Genomic DNA, 23,423 nt, shown 5'->3' on the forward strand with positions numbered 1-23,423 from the left:
CAATGCATGTCCTCTGTGCGCTGGATCACAGATCTTTGCTCCAGACCGGGGTCTGTGCATTGGCTTCATCGGAGCGGGCGCGCAGGGCCGTGCGGGCAGAGAAGCCGGGCAAGGCCGACAGGGCGTCAAACAGAGCCTCCGCCCCCTCGGCCGCCAGCGGTACGGTCAAAACGCTGCCATCACCGGAATGCAGGACCCAACCGGGTTGTGCCGTGTCGTGGTTGATCAGGATGCGGGTCAACAGGTCAAGCTCTGCCACCCCGCCGCCATAGGGACCCAGATAGGTGATGCGGCCTTCATCGATTTCGACCAGGCCGGGGGCGGAACCATCTGCCGCAAACCGCATCCGCCGGAGGGCCACCCAGACCCCCGCGCCACCGCCGATCATCAGCAAGATCCCAAGGACGCCAAACACATAACCGCCCTGGGAATAGAGGAGCAGGCCGAACCCGGCCGCCCCGGTTGCGATGATCACCTCGCGCCAGCGGACCAGCCCGTCGCGCAGTTCGGGACGGATGAAGCTCATGGGGTTTTGGGGTCCAACGGGTGCCAGGCATCGGGGGTGGGGGCGTGATCGGCATAGGGCGCGCGGATCGGTTCAAAGGTCATGTCCGTGAGGTCGCGGATCAAGATGTGTTCCAGTTCGGTCACGCGGAACAGCTTTCCACCCTTGGTGATGTAGGGAGGGATCTGTTGCGGCGGTTGCACGCCGTTCAGGATCTGGGCGCGCAGGTCCAGCGACATCTCCATCGGTTCCCCGTTCGGGTAGCGCAATCCGCTGGTGCATCCTTTGCCGGGGTCGCCTTGAATGACCCGGCGCAGGCCGGTTGCGGCGCCAAGGCTGTCTTGCACCGGGTCCAAGGCCGGGTTCAACAGGACATGACCGGCATCCAGAAAACGCCCGCCCCCCATCCAGGGGTTGCGATGCCAATAAAGCGACAGGGCGGTGAAGTAGGGCGGGCGGCTGATCGCCGTGAAATGCTGCCCATCCTGTACAGACCGCCGCCAATCCCGCCCGATGAACAAAAAATGCAACCCGTCCGGGGAGAGGGCGCATCGGCCAAGGTCGAAATCCTGGCGCAGCCATTGCCCGTCTTCGAATGTGTCAGTGCCCGTGTTCCACAGGATCATGCGGGTGTCCTTGCGGGGCCCCCGCCGCAGGATCACGGCGCGGTCGGTATCGTGCGCGAAGTAGAGCGTCAGGTGGGTTTGGTGGGATGTGATCACCAGTCCCCCAACAGCGTTTGCCAGAGTGTCAGGGCGGCGACCGCGGCTGTGTCGGCACGCAAGATGCGGGGGCCGAGGGAGACGGGAACGCTTTGCGGCATGGCCTTCAGGCGGGTGCGTTCGGCATCGGAAAATCCCCCTTCCGGCCCGATCACAATGGCCCAGGGGCCGGGATCGCCGTTCAACACAAGGCCGCTGCCCACTTCGGCCTCGTCGCAGAACATCAACCGTCGGTCGGGGGGCCAGTTGCGCAGGATATCGGCCAGCTTGGTCAATGCGTCGACTTCCGGCACAAAGGTGCCGCCGCATTGCTCTGCCGCCTCAATGGCGTGGGTTTGCAGGCGATCCTGCCTGATACGTTCCGAATTGGTGTATTCGGTCTGAACGGGCAGGATGCGGGCCGCGCCCATCTCTGCCGCCTTTTCTACGATGAAATCGGTGCGTGCCTTTTTGATCGGCGCAAAGAGCAGCCACAGGTCGGGCGGCATTTGCAAGGGACGGGTCTGTTCGACGCAGATCAACAAGCCGTCGCGTTTGCCCGCTTCTGCCACCTGCGCGCGCCATTCGCCAGTGCGCCCGTCAAACACCAAAAGCTCTGCCCCGGCCCCCAAACGCATGACCCCAAAGAGGTAATGCGCCTGGTCCCGCGACAGCGCGACACGCTCGCCAGACGCAAGCGGTTGGTTTAAAAAGAGGCGGATCATAGCCATGACAAGGGGCAACCTATGGGGAGCCAGCTGGATATTCCAGAGAACACGGATACGGTCGCCGACGCCATCGCCGGAAACTGGGTCGATACCTTGGCGCCCAAGGCGATCCGACCCTATCTGCGCCTGTCGCGGGCGGATCGGCCCATCGGGACGTGGCTGTTATTGCTGCCATGCTGGTGGGGGCTTTTGCTGGCGGCATCGTCGACGGATCCGCGGTGGGAAGATCTGTGGATCGCCCTTGGCTGCGCGATCGGTGCATTTCTGATGCGCGGGGCGGGTTGTACTTGGAACGACATCACGGACCGGGATTTCGATGCCCAGGTTGCGCGCACACGTTCCCGCCCGATCCCGTCGGGCCAGGCGACGGTGCGCGGCGCGATGATCTGGCTGGTGATCCAGTCGCTTTTGGCCTTTGGCATTTTGCTTACCTTTCATCCGACGGCGATCTGGCTGGGCATCGGGTCGCTTGCGCTGGTCGCGATCTATCCCTTCGCCAAGCGGTTCACCTGGTGGCCCCAGGTGTTTTTGGGGTTGGCCTTTAACTGGGGCGCCTTGTTGGCCTGGGCCGCCCATACCGGGTCCCTGTCGGTAGCACCGGTTTTTCTGTACCTTGCCGGGATCGCCTGGACGCTGTTTTACGACACGATCTATGCCCATCAGGATATCGAAGACGACGCCATGATTGGCGTCAAATCAACCGCCCGCCTGTTTGGTGAGAACAGCCGCGCCTGGCTGCGCGGTTTCATGGTCGCGACCGTCCTGCTTTTGACATTGGCCATCATCCTCGCCTTGGGGACGACAACCAACCCGGTTGCCTTGGCCCTGGCGTTGGGGGGCGCATGGGCGATGGGGTGGCACATGACCTGGCAGTTGAGCCGGGTTGATCTGGAAGAGCCGGAGAGCTGCTGGTCCGCCTTTTTGTCGAACCGTGATGCAGGGCTGATCCCTGTGGCGTTTCTTAGCCTTGTTTTATTCGCATGATTGAACCTGTGGCGGTGGCGGTCTACACCGTTTGGATTGAAATTGCCTGATAGGATGACATGCGCCTCGGTCCCAAGATCCTGACGATATCTGCCTTTGTCCTTGCCGCTTTGGTGGCTGTCGGTTCCGCCGTTCTGTCAGCGGGGCTGATCGAACGCGTATCGGGATCCACCGTAAAGACGGCTCTGCTGGATGCGGGTCACGACTGGGCCGATGTCCAGACAGATGGTTTGGAAGTGATTCTGACCGGCACCGCCCCGAGCGAGGCATTGCGCCTGCGTGCCGTAGCGGTCACCGGAAGCATCGTGGATGCGACCCGCGTGATCGACGGGATGGATGTCAAGGCCGCGGAACCTCTGGCGCCCCCGCGTTTTTCGGTCGAATTGCTGCGCAATGATGAAGGGATTTCCCTGATCGGTCTTGTGCCCGCGGCATTCGACCGGGCCGAGATCATCGATCCGATCCAAAACCTGGCCAATGGGGTGCGGGTGACCGATCTGTTGGAAACCGCAGACTATCCCGAGCCGGACGGATGGCGCAAGGCCGTGTCGTTCGGGTTGGAGGCGCTGGAGGATCTGCCGCGGTCCAAGATTTCCATTGCGGCGGGGGAGGTGCGCGTCACGGCCATTTCACGCGATGGTGCAGAGAAAAGCCGGCTTGAGACGCGGCTGGCCCGCTCTGCCCCGCGCGGGCTGCGATTGGCCCTCAACATCACGGCACCGCGGCCCGTTATCACGCCATTCACCCTGCGCTTTACCAGCGATGTTGGGAATGGGATCGCACCGCGATTTGATGCCTGTTCGGCTGAAAGCCAGGTCTCCCGCGCGCGCATCCTGGCGGCGGCCCGCAAGCTGGGTTTGGAGGGGAAGGCCGATTGCACCCTGGGTCTGGGTGTGCCCACGACCGAATGGTCTGAAGCGGCGGAACAGGCGATAGCGGCCGTTGGCGAACTGGGTGGTGGATCTGTGACCATGTCGGACGTGGATATCACGCTGGTTGCCCTGCCCAGCACGCCGCAATCCAATTTTGACCGCGTTGTTGGCGAGCTGGAAAGCAACCTGCCGGAGGTCTTTTCGCTGTATTCCGTTTTGCCGGAGCCGGTGAAAGTAGACGGGACAGGCGATCAGGATAGCGGCCCGCCCGAATTTGTGGCGACCCGGAGCCCCGAAGGCCAGGTGCAGCTGCGCGGGCGGCTGACCGATGCCAAGGTGCGAGAGGCCGTTGAAAGCTTTGCCCGCGCGCGGTTCGGAACGAAATCGGTTTATGCTGCGGCGCGCCTTGACCCGGAATTGCCCGAAGGCTGGCCCATTCGGGTCTTGGCGGGGCTTCAGGCGCTTTCGGAATTGGCCCATGGTTCGGTCGTGGTGCAGCCCGATTATCTGGAACTGCGCGGTACCAGCGGCAGCAAGGATGCGAGTGACACCGTGTCACGTCTGCTGTCGGAAAGTCTGGGCGATGCCCAGAATTTTGAGATCGCGGTCAGCTATGATGAAAAGCTGGATCCGCTGGCAGCCATTCCCACACCGAAAGAGTGTTTGACCCGGATCAACCAAATCCTGACCACCAGCAAGATCACGTTTGAGCCGGGCTCGGCCGATCTGGCGGGGCCCTCGCAAGGGATCATGGACAGCGTTGCCGAGGTGTTCAAAACCTGTCGCAAGGTGACCATGGATATCGAGATTGGGGGTCACACCGACAGTCAGGGTCGGGAGGAAATGAACCGCTCCCTCAGCCAGCAACGCGCCGATGCCGTTTTGAACGCCTTGATTGAACGGCGCGTGCTGACCGGAAATATTACGTCTCGGGGCTATGGCGAAACCACGCCGATTGCGGATAATGACACGGAGGAGGGCCGCGAAGCCAACCGCCGGATCGAGTTTCGGTTGATCGACGCGGTTCAGGTGATCGGACCGGTGCAGGATCCTGCTGAACAGCCCGCAGCCAGCGAAGACCAAGAAGAAGACGAGACGGCCAGTGAATAGAACTGAATTTATCTTGGTGACGGCGATCATTTTGTTCGTCGCCTTTTTGCTGGGATGGTTTGCCAGTTGGGTGATCCATCGCATCACTCGGGTGACCCAGTCGGAAATGGGTGAGTTGGACAAGATGGCACAGTCGCTGCACGAGGCGGAGGAGACGCGGGATCAGGCGATCACCTATCTGCAGCAGCGCGAGGCCGAGATGACCAATCAGTTGTCCCAGACCGAGGCGGAGTTGAAAGCTGCGATGGATGGACTGCGCGAGGCCCGGCAGGAAGCCGAGGAATTGCGCGCCTATATCGAACGTCAAAACGTCGGGGCCTGAGGGTGCCCGGCATGTCGGGGACTATGCCGGTTACTTATGTTGATACCGCCACTGCCATCGCGCGATCCGGTTTGCGGATGACCGTGGTGGAGGGTGTGCCAAGCCCCTGGGGGGAGGCCGCCAAGGGGATTTGGCACGTCAAGGACCTGCCTTGGGTGGCGACGCGTCTGGACCCGACCGACCCCGTGCAGGTCGAATGGACCGGACGACAAAGCGCGCCCGTTGTCTTGTATGATAAGGAACCCCCGCGTGACCGCTGGATCGACATCCTGCTTTTGGCAGAGCGTTTGGCGCCATCGCCCGCGCTGGTTCCCAAGGATCCGGTTGATCGCGCGCTTGCCATCGGTCTGTCCCATGAAATCTGTGGCGAACATGGTTTGGCGTGGTCAAGGCGGCTGTGGCTGACCCATCTCGGCCTGAACGGGAGGGGTGGCTTTAGTGCCATGGTGAGCGCTTATCTGGCTGCCAAATATGCCTATGATGCCAATATCGCACAGACCGCACCACAGCGGATCCGGGCCCTTCTTGGCCTTTTTGCGGCGCGGCTCAAGGCGCAACGGGCACGGGGCAGCGATTACCTGATGGGGGACGGGATCAGCTGCGTGGACATTTATCTGGCCACGGCGATGGCGCTTTTTCGACCCTTGCCGCAGGCCCAGTGTGAGATGCGCGCGCAGACCCGGACAGCATTTGAAACCACGGATCCAGAGACTGAAGCAGCGCTTGATCCGATCCTTCTGAAGCATCGTGACGCGATCTATGCGCGGCACTTGGAGTTGCCACTGTCGCTTTGATCCCGGCAATGTGGCCTGCGCCTGCCCAGACCGTGATGGACTGCGCCAAAGACTGGCATGCTCGTGGGGCGCTATGACAGGGCCCGATCCCAACCCGACCGTGTCCCTGTGACCATAAATCAGGCCACGGCCCCTTTGACCGCGCGGTAGGGCCGCGGTCACCCGCACGTTTCTTGACTTCACCCGGATGCGCCATCATGTAGCGCGAGCACAGAAAACAGGGGCACCCCGCATATGTCGACCACCGAGGCGAGCGAGAACTGGTTCATAGAGACCGTGAAGACGGTGGTTTACGCGTTGCTCATCGCCGGGGTGTTTCGCACGCTTCTGTTCCAGCCTTTCTGGATCCCGTCGGGCTCCATGAAAGAGACACTATTGATCGGGGATTTCCTGTTCGTCAACAAGATGGCCTACGGATATTCAAAGCATTCCTGCCCCTTTTCGTTCTGCCCCTTTGATGGTCGAATCTGGGGCGGCGAGCCCGAGCGGGGCGATGTTGTCGTTTTCCGCCATCCGGTAAACAATCAGGATTTCATCAAGCGCCTGGTGGGCATGCCCGGCGACCGGGTTCAGGTGAAGGAAGGCATCCTGCATATCAACGGGACGGCCCTGAAAACCGAACCCGCGGGTACCTTTGAAGAGGTCTATGAACCCCAGGGGATCGAAAACATCACCCCAAAATGCATCAATGCGCCTGTCGGCGTCGGCGGCACCTGCATCAAGGACAAGTTCGTGGAGACCAATCCCGAGGGTCGGTCCTATGAGGTTTTGAGTGCCGGTCAGTTCCTGAATATCCAGCAGGACCAGACCCCAGTCTTTACCGTGCCCGAGGGTCATTACTTTTTGATGGGGGATAATCGCGATAACTCCACCGATAGCCGCGTCGGCCAGGTCTCCCGCGGGGTTGGTTTCGTGCCTTATGAAAATCTAATCGGGCGAGCAGACCGCATCATGTTCTCCTCTGGCGGCAAGTCGCTGTTCTTTTTCTGGACATGGCGGTCAGATCGGTTCTTCAAGGCGGTCAATTGATCCGGGCATTGATCGGTTTTGGTTGGGGCCGCCGGTGCGTGCCGGTTTGGTGGTGTGACGTTCGCCTTATGCATCTGGCGCTGATATGAAATCCGCGCGACAGAACCAGACCTCCCTGTTTGAGGTGCCGGAAAACCACCTGTTCATTACGGGGGATAACCGGGACAACTCAATGGATAGCCGTGTGCCGCAGTCGCCTGGCGGGCCCGGTTTTGTCCCGATGGAGAATTTGACCGGGCGGGCCGATCTCATCTTGGTCTGGCTCGACGGACAGCCCAGGCGCCTGTTTCGGACGTTGCGATGAAGCTGTCCGCTGAACTCAACCAGTTCTCCGACCGGCTGGGATACCGATTTGCGCGCCCGGCCTTTCTGGTGGAGGCGGTGACCCATGGATCGCTGGCCAGCGGAGAGCGGGCCGACAATCAACGGTTGGAGTTTTTGGGCGACCGCGTGCTGGGCCTTGTGATGGCCGAGGCCGTGTTGCAAGCCGATCCTGCCGCCAATGAGGGGCTTTTGGCGCCCCGGTTCAACGCCCTGGTCCGCAAGGAGGCGTGCGCTGACGTTGCCCGTGATATCGGGCTGGGCGATGTGCTGAAGCTCGGCCGCTCTGAAATGCTATCGGGCGGACGACGCAAGGATGCGCTGCTGGCCGACGCCATGGAGGCCGTGATCGCCGCGGTCTACCTGGATGGGGGCTTTGCCGCCGCCCGGGATATGGTGATGCGGCTTTGGGGCGCGCGCATCGGGCGGGTCGCAGAAGACGCCCGTGACCCCAAAACTGCCTTGCAGGAATGGGCACAGGCCCGCAAGATGCCCCCGCCGCAATATGTGGAAGTGGCCCGCGACGGCCCGGACCATGCGCCGCAATTCACGATTGCGGCCAAGCTGGCAAATGGCGCGCAGGCCCAGGCTGTGGCAGGCTCGAAACGCCAGGCGGAACAGGCCGCTGCCGCCGACCTTCTGACGCGGATGGAGACCGAGACATGACAGATTATGACCGTGTTGGCGGGCCGGAGGGACAGGCCCGCGCCGGGTTCGTCGCCCTGATCGGAGAGCCGAATGCTGGCAAATCGACCCTCTTGAACCGTATGGTGGGTGCCAAGGTCAGCATTGTCACCCACAAGGTGCAGACGACCCGTACCCGGATCCGCGGCGTGGCGATGGAGGGCGCGACCCAGATCGTTTTTGTCGACACGCCGGGCCTTTTCCGTCCGCGCCGCAGGCTGGACCGGGCCATGGTCGCCGCTGCCTGGGGCGGGGCTGCGGATGCTGATCTGGTGGTGCTGCTGGTCGAGGCCCATCGCGGCCTGACGGATGGGGTGCAGGCGATTATCGATTCCCTGGCCGACCGGGCCGGTGATCATCCCGTCGCCTTGGCCATCAACAAAATCGACCGTGTGAAAGCCGAAGTGCTGCTGGCGTTGTCGGCAAAGTTGAACGAGGCTTACCCGTTCACGCAGACCTTCATGATCTCTGCCGAAAAGGGGCATGGCGTCACCGATTTGCGGACCTGGCTGGCCGAGACTTTGCCCAACGGCCCCTGGATGTACCCCGAAGATCAGATCGCCGATCTGCCCCTGCGCATGATTGCCGCTGAGATGACGCGCGAAAAGCTGACCCTGCGCCTGCACCAGGAACTGCCCTACCAGCTGACGGTCGAGACCGAGAGCTGGGAAGAGCGCAAAGACGGCTCTGTCAAGATCGATCAGATCGTCTATGTGGCGCGTGATGGCCACAAGGGTATCCTGCTGGGCCATAAGGGTGAGACGATGAAAGGGGTCAGTCAGGCGTCGCGATTGGAACTGGAAGAGTTCCTGGATCGGCGCGTTCATCTGTTCGTGCAGGTCAAGGTCCGGCCCGGTTGGCTGGACGAGGCAGAGCGCTATGCCGAGATGGGCCTTGATTTCAAGGATGGGGCGTAACGTGCCATGATGGCCCGACTGACCTCTGGTCTATGGGTCGATGCCTATCTGCGGCGGCTGGATCTGGATCTGATCCCGGCCTTCATCGTGGCGCGGGGCGATGCGACGGCGGGTGCCGTTCTGGTAAAGCTGGCCACATTGGACGGGCGGGCGCAGGTCTTTCAGCGGGTCATGGCCATGGACGGCTCTCGCCCCTGGGACGTGCTGGCCGAAGGTGCCGAGACCGAGGTTGACGCGGCGATCACCCGCCAGCGCAGCTTTGACCCTGACCTGTGGGTGATCGAGGTCGAGAGCCGCCAGGGTCGTCATCTGCTGGATCAGCCGGGGCTGGAGTGATGGAATGGCGCGACGAAGGCGTGCTGCTGTCGGTCCGTCGCCATGGTGAAAGTGCGGCCATCATTGATGTCTTTACGGTCGAGCATGGCCGCCATGCAGGTGTTGTGCGCGGCGGGGGCAGCCGCAAGATGCACCCCGTTTTGCAGCCGGGTGCCCAGTTACAGGTCGAATGGCGGGCCCGCCTTGAAGATCACTTGGGCGTCTACAGTGTTGAACCGCTCCGAAGCCGCTCTGCCGCTGTGATGGCGGATCGGGCGGCTTTGGCCGGGCTCAACGCGATCTCGGCCCTGTTGGGGTTCGCGCTGCCGGAACGCGCAAGCTATCCCGCGCTCTACGCGCAGACCCAAACGGTGTTGGACCTGCTGGGACACAGCGAATTGTGGCCCCTGGCCTACCTGCGTTGGGAATTGGCGCTGCTGGAGGAGATGGGGTTTGGCCTGGACCTTGGTCAATGTGCTGCCACCGGTGCGGTCGATGATCTGCGTTACGTCTCCCCCCGTACGGGCCGGGCGGTCAGTGCGGCAGGGGCCGGCGTTTGGGCTGACCGTTTGCTCCCCCTTCCGGCCTGCCTGTTGGGTGGATTGCCCGCGCCGGGAGAGATCGCGCAGGGGCTGGTCACGACCGGTCATTTCCTGGAACATCACGTGCGACCGTCGTTGGGCGACAAGCCTTTGCCGCAAGCCCGGACCCGGTTGGTCAAGATATTGTCGCGCCCGTCAGAAGATCTGTCAGGCCATACGCAGTCAGAAACGCCATAATACCTCTGCCATGCCGTTGATAATGCGGGATTGTTGCTGTTCTGCACTCGCCCGGACGGTGCAATCTCGTTACATTTGCTCCCGTAAAGGGACGCTGGCAAACGGCGCCCGTGGGTATTGGGCAGACTTATGAATAATCAGGTGTGGTGGAGGTTGAACCTCCCTCTTCGCGCGCGTGGAGGCCGTTATGTTTAACGGTCTGCGTGGCGTGTTCGTTGTGAATTGGCAGGATATTGCGATTGATGGCGTGCGTGGCCTTGCTGCGCCCCCACTAAATCCTGGCGCGGAAGTTACGCTCCATGCCAGCCCTGACCGGATCGATGGCCCGACAGATCTGATCCGGTTGGGTGATCCGAATGGCAAGGCGGCGCTATCAACACGCGCGGCGGCCCGTGCCGCCCGCCTGACGGGGCTGTCATCGACGGATCCACAACCGGCCCCAACCGGTGGCGCTGATTTTGAGTTAACCGACGGCGCGACGACGTTTGCCTGTTGGCGGCTGGCCACGCATCTTGTGTTTGACGGACCAGTACCGCAACCGGGAACTGTTTTGCTGGTCACCCAAGCCACACGGCGCAAACCCATGGCCCGGGGCAATGGCGGGGTCATTTGTTTTGTCGAGGGTACACCAATCGGCACCCCGCGCGGCCCTGTACCGGTGGAGCGGCTGCGGGCAGGTGACAAAGTGTTGACGCGCGATAACGGGGCCCAGTCCATCTGTTGGCGCGGCGCCCGACATTTCAGCGGTGCGGATCTGTATGACGCACCGCACCAGCGGCCCATTCGGTTGCGCGCTGGATCCATCGGCGTGGACCGCCCTGATGGGGATTTGCTGGTCTCTCCCGACCATCGGGTGATGATTGAGGGGCCAGGCGCGCGGGCGCTGTTCGATACACCAGAAGTGCTGGTCCGGGCCGAAGATCTGTTGACCCAGCCCGGTGTCGCGACCGAACTGCGCCTGCATCACGTCACCTATGTTCACCTTGCCATGGAGCAACATGAGATCCTGTGGGCTGCCGGTGTTCCATGCGAGAGTTTTGATCCCCAGGTCGCCGATTTCTCGGCTCTTGAGGCCGAAGATCGCGCGGCTTTGGAAAAGGTTTTCCCGGATTGGAGCCTGCCTGAGGGGCGTCAACGCCCGACGGCCCGGCGCGTCTTGACCCTGTCAGAGGCTGTGATCCTGGGCCACCGCCTACATTGACGCTGCAAGAGTATTGACACCTGCGCCTCGCCGTATACAAGCGCTGCTTCTCTAGAGATATCTAGGGTTCTGGTGTTGGTGGCCCCCGCAAGGGGATGCCTGTCGGCCCGGTGCATCAGTGCCACGGCAAAGGACAACGCCCTTCACATCTGGCGCCTTGGCGCCCGCAACCGAAGGAGATCAGACGGTGACCAAACGCACCTCTGCCAAGTACAAACTCGACCGCCGCATGGGCGAAAACATTTGGGGCCGCCCCAAATCCCCCGTCAATCGCCGTGAATACGGCCCCGGCCAGCACGGTCAGCGCCGCAAGGGCAAGCTGTCGGACTTTGGCCTGCAGTTGCGCGCCAAGCAAAAGCTGAAGGGGCATTACGGTGATCTGACCGAAAAGCAGTTTCGCCGCATCTATTCCGAGGCCGAGCGGGTCAAGGGCGATACAGGTGAGAACCTGATCGGTCTGCTGGAGCGCCGCCTGGATGCCGTTGTCTATCGCGCGAAATTCGTGGCGACCATTTTTGCCGCACGTCAATTCGTGAACCACGGCCATGTGGAGGTGAACGGTCAGCGCGTGAACATCCCGTCTTACCGTGTGAAAGAAGGCGACGTGATCGCTGTTCGTGAGAAATCTCGCCAGATGGCGCTGCTGATCGAAGCGACGCAGCTGCCCGAGCGGGACGTTCCCGACTATATCGAAGCCGACCACAACAAGATGACCGCAACATTCGTGCGGACACCGGGCTTGGGTGACGTGCCGTTCGCGGTTCAGATGGAACCGAACCTCGTCATCGAATATTACGCACAGAACTAAGACCGTTTCAGCGGTGAAGTTGTGCGAAAGAGCCGCTTCCCGCGGCTCTTTTTCTTTGGCACGGCTCGGTCTAGACAGGCCGGGTTGACCACCGGAGGCACCATGGGGATCACACCACAGCCGGGAATTATGGATATTGCCCTGTATCAGGGGGGAAAATCGGCCATCGCGGGCCGCACCGATGTCCTGAAATTGTCCTCTAACGAAAACCCGCTGGGTCCGCCGCCCTCTGCCTTGGCGGCATTGGCAAAGGCTGCGGCGGGTGTGCATCTTTACCCCTCGACCGACCATGCAGGCCTGCGGCTGGCGATTGGTGAGGTCCATGGGCTGGACCCGGACCGAGTGATCTGTGGTGTGGGCTCGGACGAAGTGTTGCAATTCGTGACGCAGGCTTTTGCCGGCCCAGGCGATGAAATCATTCATACCGAACACGGGTTCTCGCTGTATCCCGTTCTGATCCACATGGCTGGCGCGACGGCTGTCAAAGTCGCCGAACGCGAACGCCAGGTGGATATTGACGCGATCATTGCGGCCGTCACCCCGCGTACCCGGGTCATCTTAGTGACCAATCCGGGTAACCCCACCGGAACCATGGTGCCGGTATCGAAGCTTGAACGCCTGGTTGATGCCGTGCGGGACGATATCGTCATCGTGCTTGATGGGGCATATACGGAATATGCCGACGGGTATGATGGCGGCACGGCGCTGGCCGGATCGCGGCCTAACGTCCTGATGACGCGCACTTTTTCCAAGATCTATGGCTTGGGCGGTTTGCGTATCGGCTGGGGTTATGCGGATCGCGAGATGATCGACGTGATGACCCGTATCCGGCAGCCCTTTAACCTGTCGGTCCTGCAGCTCTCTGCCGCTGAGGCGGCGATCCGGGACAGGGTTTGGGTGGAAAACTGCGCGGCGTTGAACAGCGCACAACGGGCGCGGTTGACCGGGGCCTTGCGTCAATTGGGATGGGCCTGCGATGAGGCGCATGGCAATTTCGTCTTGGCCCGCCTGGCGGATGAGGCCGAAGCGACCGCCGTTGATGCCGCACTTCAGGCCGACGGGATCCTGGTGCGCCGGGTCGGTGGCTACGGTTTCCCCGAAGGATTGCGCATTACCGTGGGTGACGAAGACCAAACAGGACGGGTGATCACCGCGCTGACCCGGTGGAGGGAAGGCGCGTGATCTATAACCGCGTCGCGTTGATCGGGCTGGGCCTCATCGCGTCTTCCATGTGTCATGCCATGCGCCGCGGCAATCTGGTTGGTGAAATCGTTGGCACGGCCCGGTCGGAAGAAACCCGGCAGATTGCCCGTGATGACGATCTGTGCGACCGCGTGACCGAGACGGCGGCCGAAGCCGTGATTGATGCGGATCTGGTTGTTTTATGTGTGCCTGTCGGGGCTATGGCCACATTGGCAGCTGAGATCGCACCCCATCTGAGGCCCGGTGCGACGGTCACGGATGTGGGGTCGGTCAAGCGCGCTGTGATGGATGCGGTCGGGCCCCATGTGCCCGATGATGTGCATTTTATCCCCGGTCACCCCATTGCGGGAACCGAGAAGTCGGGGCCGCGCGCAGGCTTTGCAGAGCTTTTTGACAACCGTTTCCATCTATTGGTGCCGCGCCCCGGCACGGATGCCGCCGCTGTTATGCGTCTGCGGCAGCTTTGGGAAGGAATGGGCGCGAATGTCGAGGAAATGGATGCTGATCATCATGATTTGGTCTTGGCGGTCACGAGCCATGCACCGCATCTGATCGCCTATACGATGGTCGGCGTGGCGGATGATCTGAGGCGTGTCACTGATAGCGAGGTTGTGCGGTACTCCGCCGCCGGTTTCCGGGATTTCACCCGCATCGCGGCCAGTGATCCGGTGATGTGGCGCGATGTGTTTTTGACTAACAAAGATGCTACCCTGGAAATCCTGGGGCGATTCACCGAAGAGTTATTCGCCTTGCAACGGGCGATTCGCACCGGGGACGGCGCGCATCTTCAGAACTATTTTACCCGCACCCGCGCGATCCGGCGCGGCATCGTTGAAGCGGGGCAAGACACTGACGCACCGGATTTTGGACGGGGACGCACGCGATGAGCTTTAGAACATTTGCCGGTTTTCTGTTGGCGGTCAGCCTGTCCCATGCGGCCTGGGCCGATGCGCCGGAAAGGTCATTGGTCCCGGAGTCTCGGCCTGGAACGGCGGTGGAGGGGCGGGCGACGGTCGGTGTCGCGCAAGCCGTGCGCAACCTGGTCAATCCTTCGCGGCGCGCGTCTGCCGAACGGCAGGGCCTGCAAGCCAGCCGCGCGGCACGGGTTTCCCCGCCCAAGGAGCGCCCCCGGGGATTGAAACGCCGGTTTCAGCGATTGGTTGGCGGGCAACGCAGCCAACCCGGCACTGTAACCCAGTCAAAGAAAGGCTCCGTCTGTGGTATCCGGTCCATCCGGGGACAGACGATTGCGCCGATCCCGGGCCGGATCAAGGGATGCGGGGTGGCAGATCCTGTTAAAGTCACCTCTGTTGCCGGTGTCGCGTTAAGCACGGCAATCACCGTGGATTGCATCACGGCGCAAGCGCTGAACAGTTGGGTTGAGAACGGGGTGAAACCGGCGGTAGGGCGTGCTGGCGGCGGTGTGGCGTCGTTGAAAATCGCAGCGCATTATTCGTGTCGCACGCGAAATAATCGCCCCGGGGCGAAGATCTCGGAACATGGGCGGGGCCGCGCGGTCGATATTTCTGCCATCAACCTCAAGAATGGCGCGTCCCTCACCGTTTCGAATGGATGGCGGGACAAGAAGGCGGGCCCGATCCTGAAAAAGGCACACAGCGCGGCATGTGGACCGTTTGGGACGGTTCTGGGCCCCGATGCGGACCGCTATCATCAGGATCACTTTCACTTTGATACGGCCCGGTATCGCAACGGCACCTATTGCCGCTGATCTACGGGATGCGCAGCGATGGCGCGGGACCTATGGGAACAGGTCCCACCCGGGTCAGGCCGCGTTGGAAGCTGATCGGAATGTCCAGCGTGTCGGGATGACCGGCAAGTTTCGATACAGCTTCCAAAGCCGTTGAAATGGGTGGGGCAACAGCCTCTGGAAGCGCGCCAGTCGCCACGGCAAGATCCAGGATATCGCGCCAGTTCGTGGCCTTGACCAACACATCTCCTACCGCCCGGCCATCGGGATCCGCAGTCAGAGTTCCCGCAATCCGCAGCGTCAACTGACCCAGTCGCGCATTGATGTTGCGGATCGTCAGGCGGTCAATCTGGGGGCGTCTGTCATTCAGCGCCCGCGCATCCCAGGGCCGGTCAAAGGTGGCAGTAAGATCGGCATTGATCGCGGCCCCAACATCTGGGATCGGCAAGCCGGTCAAACGCAACCCCGTTCCCGCAAGGCCCAGATCGACGGTTTTCGGATCATCTCCGGGTCTGGAGGCCATGCGCAGTTCTGCCCCTGTCACGGTCCATCCCGTGGTGGAGGCGACGGCGACGTTGTTCTCCACGATGGTCACACGCTCAATGACCGCTGGATCACCGGAACCATAGACCAGACTGGCGCGGAACTGTTCGCTGGTGATGGTGAGTGTCTGATGTGGGTTTTGCAGAGTCTGCGTTTCAGGCCAGATCAGGATCAGATGGTTCGGCCGATAGCGCAGGCGCAGCACCTGAAAGAATGGGGCGCGCCAGGCCCATCCCGTCTGCGGATCGGCCAGGGCGACATCGGTCAGTGTGACATCATACCGATTGGGAAATCCTGCAACGGAATGATCTGCCCAATCTGCCTGCCATCCCTCTGCGTGCCGGGCGGCCTGCCAGTCTGTTACATCGCGTTTGGTGCTCCCTTGTCCCCAGAACCACGTGCCCCCCCACAGGACACCCGCGGCACAGATCGCAATCAATAGTCGCGTCAGCATGCATTGTTCCCTTTGCGCCCCCTGTCGATTGGTCTTAGAGGGGTGTGTTCTGTTCCGCCAGTGGATGCTTTTGGTATGACCGCCCCCGAAAATCTTTGCCCCCTTTGGGTCTTTGGCTATGGCAGCCTGATCTGGAACCCCGGCTTCCCGGTGGCGGAGCAGGCAATCGCGATGCTGTCCGGGTATCGACGCGGCTTTTGCATGTCATCGATCCACCACCGTGGCAGTGTTGAGGCGCCGGGCCTCGTTCTGGCGTTGGACATCTTGGCGGGTGCCTCCTGCCACGGGGTCGCCTTCAAGGTGGCGGAGGGGGCCGAGGCTGACACCCTTGCCACCCTGCGCGAGCGGGAACTGATCTCGTCAGCGTACTACGAAGCGGTGATCCCGCTTGATCTGGCAGATGGGCGTGCGACCCAGGCCTTGGCCTATGTCGTGGATCAGACCCATGACCAATACCGGGGCGACATGGATCTGGAACGTCAGGCCCAGATCATCGCCGGGGCGCAGGGGGGGCGCGGGCCCAACACCGAATACCTTTGGAACACCGTGGATCACCTGCGGGAGCTGGGAATCCAGGACCCTGAGCTTGAATGGCTGGATGGTCGCGTCCGCGCCCTAAAACGGCCATGATATATACGCATCAAACGGTATTTTGGGATATGGGGGCTATGGTTTTACCGAATCTGCTCACCTATCGTCGCAGCAAGAGTACCAGAACCGGAAACTGTCCATGGTGATGATCGACACCGAAGCCGAGCCGCAATTCACGCAGCCGATCCGCCAGATTTCAACGATGATCATCGTGATCGCGTTGGTGATTTTCGGCGCTTCGCTGATTTATCCGCAACTCGCCCCGGTTTTCTGGACCAATCCGTTTTTGAACGGTCTGATTGTGGGCGTGTTCATCATCGGTTTGCTCGCCTGTTTCTGGCAGATGTTCCAACTGATTGCCTCGGTCAAATGGATCGAGGCTTACTTGCTCGACGCGCCGGGCCAGATGGATACGGAGGCGCCACGGCTTTTGGCGCCCCTTGCGGCCCTGTTGCGGTCCCGTGGCAAGCTGATGCAGATCAGTTCGACATCCTCCCGGTCGATCCTCGACTCTGTCGGCACCCGTATCGACGAAGCCCGCGATATCACCCGTTATCTGGTCAGCCTGCTCATTTTCCTGGGTCTGCTTGGCACGTTTTACGGTCTCGCCACGACCGTGCCTGCGGTTGTTGACACGATCCGCTCCCTTGCTCCGCAGGAAGGTGATCAGGGGGTGGAGGTCTTTAGCCGCCTTCTGACCGGTCTTGAATCCCAATTGGGCGGCATGGGCACGGCCTTTGCCTCGTCCCTGCTGGGTTTGGCGGGGTCGCTGGTGGTCGGATTGCTGGAATTGTTCGCCAGTCATGGCCAAAACCGGTTCTACCGGGAGTTGGAAGAGTGGCTGTCGTCGATCACGCGTATTGGCTATGCGGGCTCCGAAAACGAAGGAGGCGGAGAGGTCAGCAATGCCAGCGCCTTGGTCGATTATCTGGGGCAGCAGATGGAGGCGATGCACCAGATGTTCGTCCAGTCGGAGTCGCGTCGTGCGCTGGTGGATGAAAAACTGGGACAGGTCGCTGAAGCCGTATCGGAACTGACCACACGGATGGACAAGGAACATGGCGTGGCCGAGGGGTTGGAGCGCTTGGCGCAGACACAGGAACGTGTGGCCGATGCACTAGGGTCCCGTGGTGATGGCGGTTACAATGATGACACTGATGCAGAGGCCCGGATGCGGTTGCGGTCTATCGACGTCCAGATGTTGCGCATCTTGGAAGAATTGTCTGCCGGCCGTCAGGAAAGCATGGCGGAGTTGCGCGGAGATCTTGCGGCCCTCACGCGTGAGCTGCAACGCACGCGCAATTCAGCCCACTAGGAGCAACGCCCATGTCGCTGGCGCGGCGGACAAATAACCGGTTTTCTGGCTCGATCTGGCCTGGCTTCGTGGATGCGATGACGGCCCTGTTGCTGGTCCTGATGTTTGTTTTGTCGATCTTCATGATCATGCAGTTCATTTTGCAGGAAACGATCACCGGTCAGGAAAGCGAGTTGAACACCCTGTCCGAAGAGTTGGAGGGGCTCGCCAATACGCTGGGCCTGGAGCGTGCGCGCAGTGCAGCACTAGAGGCCGAGGCGACGCGGTTGGGCGATGCAGCCAGCGCTGCGGAGGAAGAGATCGCCACTCAATCGGCGCTGATCGCGACCCTGACAAGCCGTGTTGAGACGCAGGAAAGCCAACTGGCCGAGGCGCGAACAGCCCTCACGACATTTGAACAGCAGGTGACCGCGCTGCTGGCGGCGCGGGATGATGCGCTTGCCCAGAACCGCCAACTGAATGCGGATCTGGAAACTGCCGAAGCGGCCAGCGCGGAACTGGCATCTGAGCGGGACGCGCTATCGCTGGCTCTGGCCACGGCCCGTGATGAGGTTGACGCCACCGCCGAAGAAGCACGTCTTGCTGCCGCTCGCCGCGAAGCGTTGGAGGCCATGGTGGCCGATTTGCGGTCGTCGCAAACCGCTGGCAGTTCGCAATTGCTTGCGCTTGAGACGGCCAATGCCGACCTGGCCGAGAAACTGACGGAAGCCGAGGAGACGCGCCTTGCCGAAGCTGAAGCGGCCCGCCTGTTGCGGGAGCGGCTGGAGCAGGCCGATACTGAGCTGACTGCGCTGACCCTATCGCTGGAGCAGCAGCGCGCCGAGGCGGAGGAGACCTTAACCTTGCTGGCAGCTGCACAGGCCGCAGAGGAGGATCTGAATGCCCGCTTGGCCGCCGCGATCCTGAAAGGCGACACATTCGAGCAGGATCTGGCGCGCGCCAATGATCAGAGCGCGACCCTGCAGACACAATTGACCGAAAGTCAGAGCGCCCTGGTGGCCGAACAAGAAAAACTTCGGACAGCGCTGGCCAGCAGCGCGGCGGAGCGATTGCGCCTTTCGACGGAGTTGAACAGGCTCCAATCCGCCGTTGATGACCGCGATGATCAGCTGGCAACGCTTCAGCAGACTGCGACTGATGTGTCCTCCTTGCAGCGCAGCCTCGCCGATCTGGAAGCTGAAAATGCCGCTTTGCGCACCGCCGCAACCGATACGGGCACCATACGGGAACAGTTGACCGCGGCTCTGGCGGCCAAGCTGGAAGCAGAGCGCGCCAGGAGCGAGGCGATCACCGATAGCGAAGAGCGGGATATTTTGCTGGCCACCGCCAACACCAAACTGGCGGAGCTGGAGGCAAAATCCGGTGCGGACCAGCGCCGCCTTGCCCTTTTGAACGAGCAGGTGGCGGCCTTACGTACGCAACTTGGCTCTCTCCAGGTCATCCTGGATGATGCCAACGATCGCGAGGATGACGCGCAGGTACAGATCCAATCCTTGGGCAATCAGCTGAATGCGGCCTTGGCGCGCGTCGCCTCCGAGGAGCGGCGGCGTGCGGTACTGGAGGAAGCGGAAGCCGAAAGACTGCGAGAGGAGGCGGAGCGTCTGCGCGAAGAAAGCACACAACTCGCTGCGTACCGGTCCGAATTCTTTGGACGGATGCGCGAAATCCTGGCCGATCAGGAAGGTGTGCGTATCGTCGGTGACCGCTTCGTGTTCAGCTCTGAGGTGCTGTTTGCCCCGGGGCGCGCGGACCTGTCGGCAGAGGGGCGCGCGCAGATCGCCAATATCGCACAGATCCTGCAATCGGTTGCGAATGAGATCCCACAGGGCATTGACTGGATCATCCGCGTTGACGGTCACACTGACAACGTTCCGCTGAGTGGCACCGGTGCCTTTGCCGATAACTGGGAGCTCAGCCAGGGGCGCGCGCTGTCTGTCGTGCGTTATATGTCACGAAATCTGGGCATTCCGCCGACCCGGCTGTCGGCCAATGGCTTTGGTGAGTATCAACCGATCAACGCTGCGGATACCCCGGCGGCGCGCGCCCAAAATCGGCGAATCGAGTTAAAACTAACTGAGAAATAGTTATCGAAGCTCGATTGAGACCGATTTTTCCGACATGACATTCCCGTGCCGGATATGTTTGACCGTCCCCGTATAGATCCCCGGCGGCCAGTTGTCTGGCGGTGTACGTTTGCCGAACGCGTCGAGGTAAAAGGCGTGGCCGCGCTCCAATTTCTGATCATGTTCACCAACGACGCCGTTGGGCCCGATGATCCTTGTTTGCACAATATCGTCAGCCTTCGTCGCAAAGGTATAGGACCAGATGACTAGGGCTGGTGTATCGGTGGCAATCGTGGGGGCGGAGGACAAACCACCTTCGACCTCGATGAGTTCCGGGACCCGGTCGGCAATCCCAAGCTTCAGTAGCCCACTTGGTTGATACTCTGGAAGTTCTGACCAAAGATGCTCCGTTGCCGAACCGCAAGCAGTCCCTTGCTGTGGTGAAAACGGATCGATATCGCGGCCATCCCGACGCAAGCTGAGGTGGACATGGGGGAAGGATGCCTCGCCTGATAGCCCGATATGGCCCAACGGATCACCGATCTGAATCTTATCACCTGTGCTGACGCGGATGCTTTTTTGCCTCAGGTGGCAATATTGGCTCTCCCAACCATTTTCGTGACGTATCACGACCCCATTGCCGCATTCCAGCCCTGCGACCTCGGCGGCGTTTCCTGTGGTTGTGGGGGTGTCAGCCATTCCGTCCCGCACTGCGGTAACTGTGCCGGGAGCCACGGCCACAACCGGAACGCCGCGCTTCATCTCCGCGATTGTCGGCACGGCAAAATCGGTGCCGGAATGGCCATCATTGGCCAACGTCCCACAGCGATAGTCCATGGCGGAGCCGTCGGTGGGATCACGATCAAAATACTGGCGGATGTAACATTTATCCGAGGGCTCGCATCGTACAGGGGATCCGATCGTAAAATCCTGTGACGAGGCTGTGAATGCGATAACCCACATAAAAAAGGGCGCAACAAGGCGCCCTTTTCTTGATATGCCAACAATCGTCACTCCGCCGTCAAAAGCGGTGGTTTCTTGGTCGACAATTGCGGGGTCTGCGGCTCGTCTATGCGTAGGTCCAGTTGGCCGTCCTTGATACCAACCTTGACGATGCCACCTTTCATGAGCTTGCCAAACAACAACTCCTCGGCAAGTTGCTTTTTGATATGCTCCTGAATGACGCGGCCAAGTGGGCGGGCCCCCATTTTGTCATCATACCCTTTCTCGGCCAGCCATTCCGCGGCGGGACGGGTCAGTTCGATGGTCACGTTGCGGTCCATCAACTGGGCCTCAAGCTGTAGCACGAACTTTTCGACGACCTGCAGGATGATCTCCTTACCCAGGGGTGCAAAGCTGATTACAGCATCCAGTCGGTTGCGGAATTCGGGCGTAAAGGTCCGTTCGATGGCTGCCGTGTCTTCGCCCTCGCGCCGGTCGCGACCAAAACCGATGGCGGCTTTGGACATCTCGGACGCACCGGCGTTTGAGGTCATGATCAGCACAACATTGCGGAAATCCACAGCGCGACCGTTGTGATCGGTCAGCTTGCCGTGGTCCATGACCTGCAGCAGGATGTTGAAGACGTCCGGGTGAGCCTTCTCGATCTCGTCCAGCAGCAGCACGCAATGGGGGTGCTGGTCGACACCGTCCGTCAACATGCCGCCCTGGTCAAACCCGACATAGCCGGGAGGTGCCCCGATCAGCCGTGAAACGGCGTGCTTCTCCATGTATTCTGACATGTCGAAACGGATCAGTTCCACGCCCAACTGGTCAGCCAACTGCTTGGCGACTTCGGTTTTACCGACGCCAGTCGGACCTGCGAACAGATAGTTGCCGATGGGTTTTTCGGGTTCGCGCAGTCCGGCACGCGACAGTTTGATGGCGGATGCCAAAGCCTCGATCGCATCGTCCTGACCAAAGACGACGCGTTTTAGCGTTGTCTCCAGATCTTTCAGAACCTCAGCGTCATCCTTACTGACATTTTTCGGCGGGATCCGGGCGATTTTGGCCACAACGGCTTCGATCTCCTTCGTACCGATTGTCTTGCGCCGCTTGGATTCGGCAACCAAATGCTGGGCAGCACCGGCCTCATCAATCACGTCAATGGCTTTGTCGGGCAGCTTACGGTCGTTTATATACCGCGCCGACAGTTCCACCGCTGTCTTGATCGCGTCAGATGTGTACTTGATCGCGTGGTGATCTTCGAAATAGGGCTTCAGACCCTTGAGAATTTTGACGCTATCCTCAACCGAAGGCTCGTTCACATCGATCTTCTGGAAGCGCCGGCTAAGCGCGCGATCCTTTTCGAAATGCTGACGAAACTCTTTGTAGGTGGTCGATCCCATGCACCGCAGCTTGCCGCCCTGCAATGCGGGCTTCAGCAGGTTGGACGCGTCCATCGCTCCACCCGACGTTGCACCGGCGCCAATGACCGTGTGGATTTCGTCAATGAACAAGACGGCATCAGGGTGATCCTCCAACTCGGTCACAACGGCTTTCAGCCGTTCCTCAAAATCACCGCGATACCGCGTGCCAGCCAGGAGCGCGCCCATATCCAGCGAATAAATCGTCGCGCCAGATAGAACCTCCGGGGTTTCACCGGCCACGATCTTGCGCGCCAGACCTTCGGCAATGGCCGTCTTGCCAACGCCTGGGTCACCCACCAGCAGGGGGTTGTTCTTGCGTCGGCGGCACAGCACCTGCACGCAACGCTCGACCTCTGAGTCGCGCCCGATCAGTGGATCGACATCACCCTTGCGGGCCTTGGCATTGAGATCAACGCAATATTTGGCAAGGGCGCTTTCCTTGCCATCCTCTTCACCGCCGCCCGCGCTTTCGCTCCTGGTGCCTTCTTCTTCAACATCCTGCGCGCCGGTCACCGAGCGTGTCTCGCCAAAGGATGGATCTTTCGCGACACCATGGGCGATGAAATTCACGGCATCATAGCGCGTCATATCCTGTTCCTGCAGGAAATAGGCAGCATTCGATTCGCGCTCGGCAAAGATCGCAACAAGCACGTTGGCCCCGGTCACCTCGGTCCGACCCGAACTTTGGACATGGATCGCCGCACGCTGGATGACGCGCTGGAAGGCGGCCGTTGGCACGGCCTCCGATCCTTCGATCTCCGTCACCAGGGTGGACAGATCACTGTCGATGAATTTGTTAAGCGTATCCCGCAGTTCCGTGAGGTCGACCGAACAGGCTTGCATCACCTTGGCAGCGTCCGGCTCGTCGATCAGGGCGAGAAGAAGATGTTCAAGTGTGGCCAGTTCATGTCGACGCTCATTGGCAAGCGCCAAGGCAGCGTGGATGGCTTGTTCCAGGGAGTTTGAAAACGACGGCACGATCCGTGCTCCTTTCCTGTAGGGCCAAAGGGGGCGCGCGAGGCACCCGTCTCTGACCATGGCCTCATGACCTTAAAGTTTGGTTGGGATTTCCCGGGCTTCAAGTCTTTTCTGCCCGATCACAAAGTT

The 23,423-nt window shown here is 61.0% G+C and carries 24 protein-coding genes; 18 read left to right on the plus strand and 6 right to left on the minus strand.

Translation table 11 applies throughout. The features are described from left to right. Window positions 1-25: 25 nt before the first annotated feature. Genes IU397_RS00495 through IU397_RS00505 form a run of 3 tightly spaced genes read right to left on the minus strand, consistent with a single transcriptional unit; the run spans window position 26 to window position 1,937 of the window. Window positions 26-526, minus strand: coding sequence for a hypothetical protein (locus tag IU397_RS00495; RefSeq protein ID WP_204409451.1), 501 nt, complete (start codon window positions 524-526; stop codon window positions 26-28). Continuing rightward, window positions 523-1,227, minus strand: a complete 705-nt coding sequence (locus IU397_RS00500) for a hypothetical protein (RefSeq protein WP_204409453.1) — start codon at window positions 1,225-1,227, stop codon at window positions 523-525. The genes IU397_RS00495 and IU397_RS00500 overlap by 4 nt, the downstream gene beginning before the upstream one ends. Then, window positions 1,224-1,937: a 16S rRNA (uracil(1498)-N(3))-methyltransferase gene (locus IU397_RS00505; RefSeq protein WP_204409455.1), complete on the minus strand. Its 714-nt coding sequence runs from the start codon at window positions 1,935-1,937 to the stop codon at window positions 1,224-1,226. Before IU397_RS00505 ends, IU397_RS00500 begins: the two co-directional genes overlap by 4 nt. A gap of 15 nt (window positions 1,938-1,952) precedes the next feature. Between IU397_RS00505 and ubiA the strand changes: the two genes are divergently transcribed. The 15 genes from ubiA (at window position 1,953) to IU397_RS00580 (ending at window position 15,002) form a co-directional block, all read left to right on the plus strand. Next, window positions 1,953-2,918: a 4-hydroxybenzoate octaprenyltransferase gene (gene ubiA, locus IU397_RS00510; RefSeq protein ID WP_204409457.1), complete on the plus strand. Its 966-nt coding sequence runs from the start codon at window positions 1,953-1,955 to the stop codon at window positions 2,916-2,918. Window positions 2,919-2,977: 59 nt separating this feature from the next. Continuing rightward, complete coding sequence (locus IU397_RS00515) at window positions 2,978-4,900, plus strand: OmpA family protein (protein WP_204409459.1); 1,923 nt, start codon at window positions 2,978-2,980, stop codon at window positions 4,898-4,900. Then, entirely contained in the window at window positions 4,893-5,222 is a 330-nt protein-coding gene (locus IU397_RS00520) for a hypothetical protein (protein ID WP_204409461.1), read from the plus strand. Before IU397_RS00515 ends, IU397_RS00520 begins: the two co-directional genes overlap by 8 nt. Window positions 5,223-5,233: 11 nt before the next feature. Beyond that, window positions 5,234-6,016 (plus strand): glutathione binding-like protein, encoded by a 783-nt coding sequence (locus tag IU397_RS00525; protein ID WP_204409463.1) that lies wholly within the window; start codon window positions 5,234-5,236, stop codon window positions 6,014-6,016. 234 nt (window positions 6,017-6,250) lie between these two features. Further along, window positions 6,251-7,045 (plus strand): signal peptidase I, encoded by a 795-nt coding sequence (gene lepB, locus IU397_RS00530; RefSeq protein WP_204409465.1) that lies wholly within the window; start codon window positions 6,251-6,253, stop codon window positions 7,043-7,045. 85 nt (window positions 7,046-7,130) lie between these two features. Further along, entirely contained in the window at window positions 7,131-7,349 is a 219-nt protein-coding gene (locus IU397_RS00535) for a S26 family signal peptidase (protein WP_204409467.1), read from the plus strand. Further along, window positions 7,346-8,032: a ribonuclease III gene (gene rnc / locus IU397_RS00540; protein ID WP_204409469.1), complete on the plus strand. Its 687-nt coding sequence runs from the start codon at window positions 7,346-7,348 to the stop codon at window positions 8,030-8,032. The genes IU397_RS00535 and rnc overlap by 4 nt, the downstream gene beginning before the upstream one ends. Then, window positions 8,029-8,967 (plus strand): GTPase Era, encoded by a 939-nt coding sequence (era, locus tag IU397_RS00545; protein ID WP_204409471.1) that lies wholly within the window; start codon window positions 8,029-8,031, stop codon window positions 8,965-8,967. Before rnc ends, era begins: the two co-directional genes overlap by 4 nt. A gap of 9 nt (window positions 8,968-8,976) precedes the next feature. Next, complete coding sequence (locus IU397_RS00550) at window positions 8,977-9,303, plus strand: DUF1491 family protein (protein WP_204409473.1); 327 nt, start codon at window positions 8,977-8,979, stop codon at window positions 9,301-9,303. Then, window positions 9,303-10,061 (plus strand): DNA repair protein RecO, encoded by a 759-nt coding sequence (recO, locus tag IU397_RS00555; protein WP_204409475.1) that lies wholly within the window; start codon window positions 9,303-9,305, stop codon window positions 10,059-10,061. Before IU397_RS00550 ends, recO begins: the two co-directional genes overlap by 1 nt. Before the next feature lie 187 nt (window positions 10,062-10,248). Then, window positions 10,249-11,262, plus strand: coding sequence for a Hint domain-containing protein (locus IU397_RS00560; RefSeq protein WP_204409477.1), 1,014 nt, complete (start codon window positions 10,249-10,251; stop codon window positions 11,260-11,262). Between the two features lie 187 nt (window positions 11,263-11,449). Then, the gene (gene rpsD / locus IU397_RS00565; protein WP_204409484.1) at window positions 11,450-12,070 is read left to right on the plus strand and encodes a 30S ribosomal protein S4; all 621 of its coding nucleotides are present in this window, start codon (window positions 11,450-11,452) and stop codon (window positions 12,068-12,070) included. 102 nt (window positions 12,071-12,172) lie between these two features. Continuing rightward, the gene (gene hisC, locus IU397_RS00570) at window positions 12,173-13,252 is read left to right on the plus strand and encodes a histidinol-phosphate transaminase (RefSeq protein ID WP_204409486.1); all 1,080 of its coding nucleotides are present in this window, start codon (window positions 12,173-12,175) and stop codon (window positions 13,250-13,252) included. Continuing rightward, window positions 13,249-14,160 carry a prephenate/arogenate dehydrogenase family protein gene (locus tag IU397_RS00575; RefSeq protein WP_204409488.1) on the plus strand — a complete coding sequence of 304 codons (912 nt, stop codon included), beginning with the start codon at window positions 13,249-13,251 and terminating at the stop codon, window positions 14,158-14,160. Before hisC ends, IU397_RS00575 begins: the two co-directional genes overlap by 4 nt. Then, a complete protein-coding gene (locus IU397_RS00580; RefSeq protein WP_204409490.1) occupies window positions 14,157-15,002 on the plus strand; it encodes an extensin family protein in 846 nt (281 codons plus the stop codon). The genes IU397_RS00575 and IU397_RS00580 overlap by 4 nt, the downstream gene beginning before the upstream one ends. A 1-nt stretch (window position 15,003) precedes the next feature. Here IU397_RS00580 and IU397_RS00585 read toward each other — a convergent pair whose 3' ends face one another. Next, window positions 15,004-15,978 (minus strand): DUF2125 domain-containing protein, encoded by a 975-nt coding sequence (locus IU397_RS00585; protein WP_204409492.1) that lies wholly within the window; start codon window positions 15,976-15,978, stop codon window positions 15,004-15,006. Between the two features lie 75 nt (window positions 15,979-16,053). On the opposite strand from IU397_RS00585, the gene IU397_RS00590 reads away from it, so the two are divergent. The 3 genes from IU397_RS00590 (at window position 16,054) to IU397_RS00600 (ending at window position 19,968) form a co-directional block, all read left to right on the plus strand. Then, complete coding sequence (locus tag IU397_RS00590) at window positions 16,054-16,608, plus strand: gamma-glutamylcyclotransferase (RefSeq protein WP_204409494.1); 555 nt, start codon at window positions 16,054-16,056, stop codon at window positions 16,606-16,608. 100 nt (window positions 16,609-16,708) lie between these two features. After that, window positions 16,709-17,884, plus strand: a complete 1,176-nt coding sequence (locus IU397_RS00595; protein WP_204409496.1) for a biopolymer transporter ExbB — start codon at window positions 16,709-16,711, stop codon at window positions 17,882-17,884. 11 nt (window positions 17,885-17,895) lie between these two features. Beyond that, window positions 17,896-19,968, plus strand: coding sequence for a peptidoglycan -binding protein (locus IU397_RS00600; protein WP_204409498.1), 2,073 nt, complete (start codon window positions 17,896-17,898; stop codon window positions 19,966-19,968). On the opposite strand, the gene IU397_RS00605 is transcribed toward IU397_RS00600, so the two are convergent. Further along, entirely contained in the window at window positions 19,969-20,784 is an 816-nt protein-coding gene (locus IU397_RS00605; protein WP_204409500.1) for a M23 family metallopeptidase, read from the minus strand. Window positions 20,785-20,957: 173 nt separating this feature from the next. After that, window positions 20,958-23,294, minus strand: a complete 2,337-nt coding sequence (clpA, locus tag IU397_RS00610) for an ATP-dependent Clp protease ATP-binding subunit ClpA (RefSeq protein ID WP_204409502.1) — start codon at window positions 23,292-23,294, stop codon at window positions 20,958-20,960. Between the last annotated feature and the right edge of the window lie 129 nt (window positions 23,295-23,423).

Origin of the sequence: Actibacterium sp. 188UL27-1, from assembly GCF_016901225.1 — a bacterium.
In the GTDB taxonomy this organism is placed as follows: Bacteria; Pseudomonadota; Alphaproteobacteria; order Rhodobacterales; family Rhodobacteraceae; genus 188UL27-1.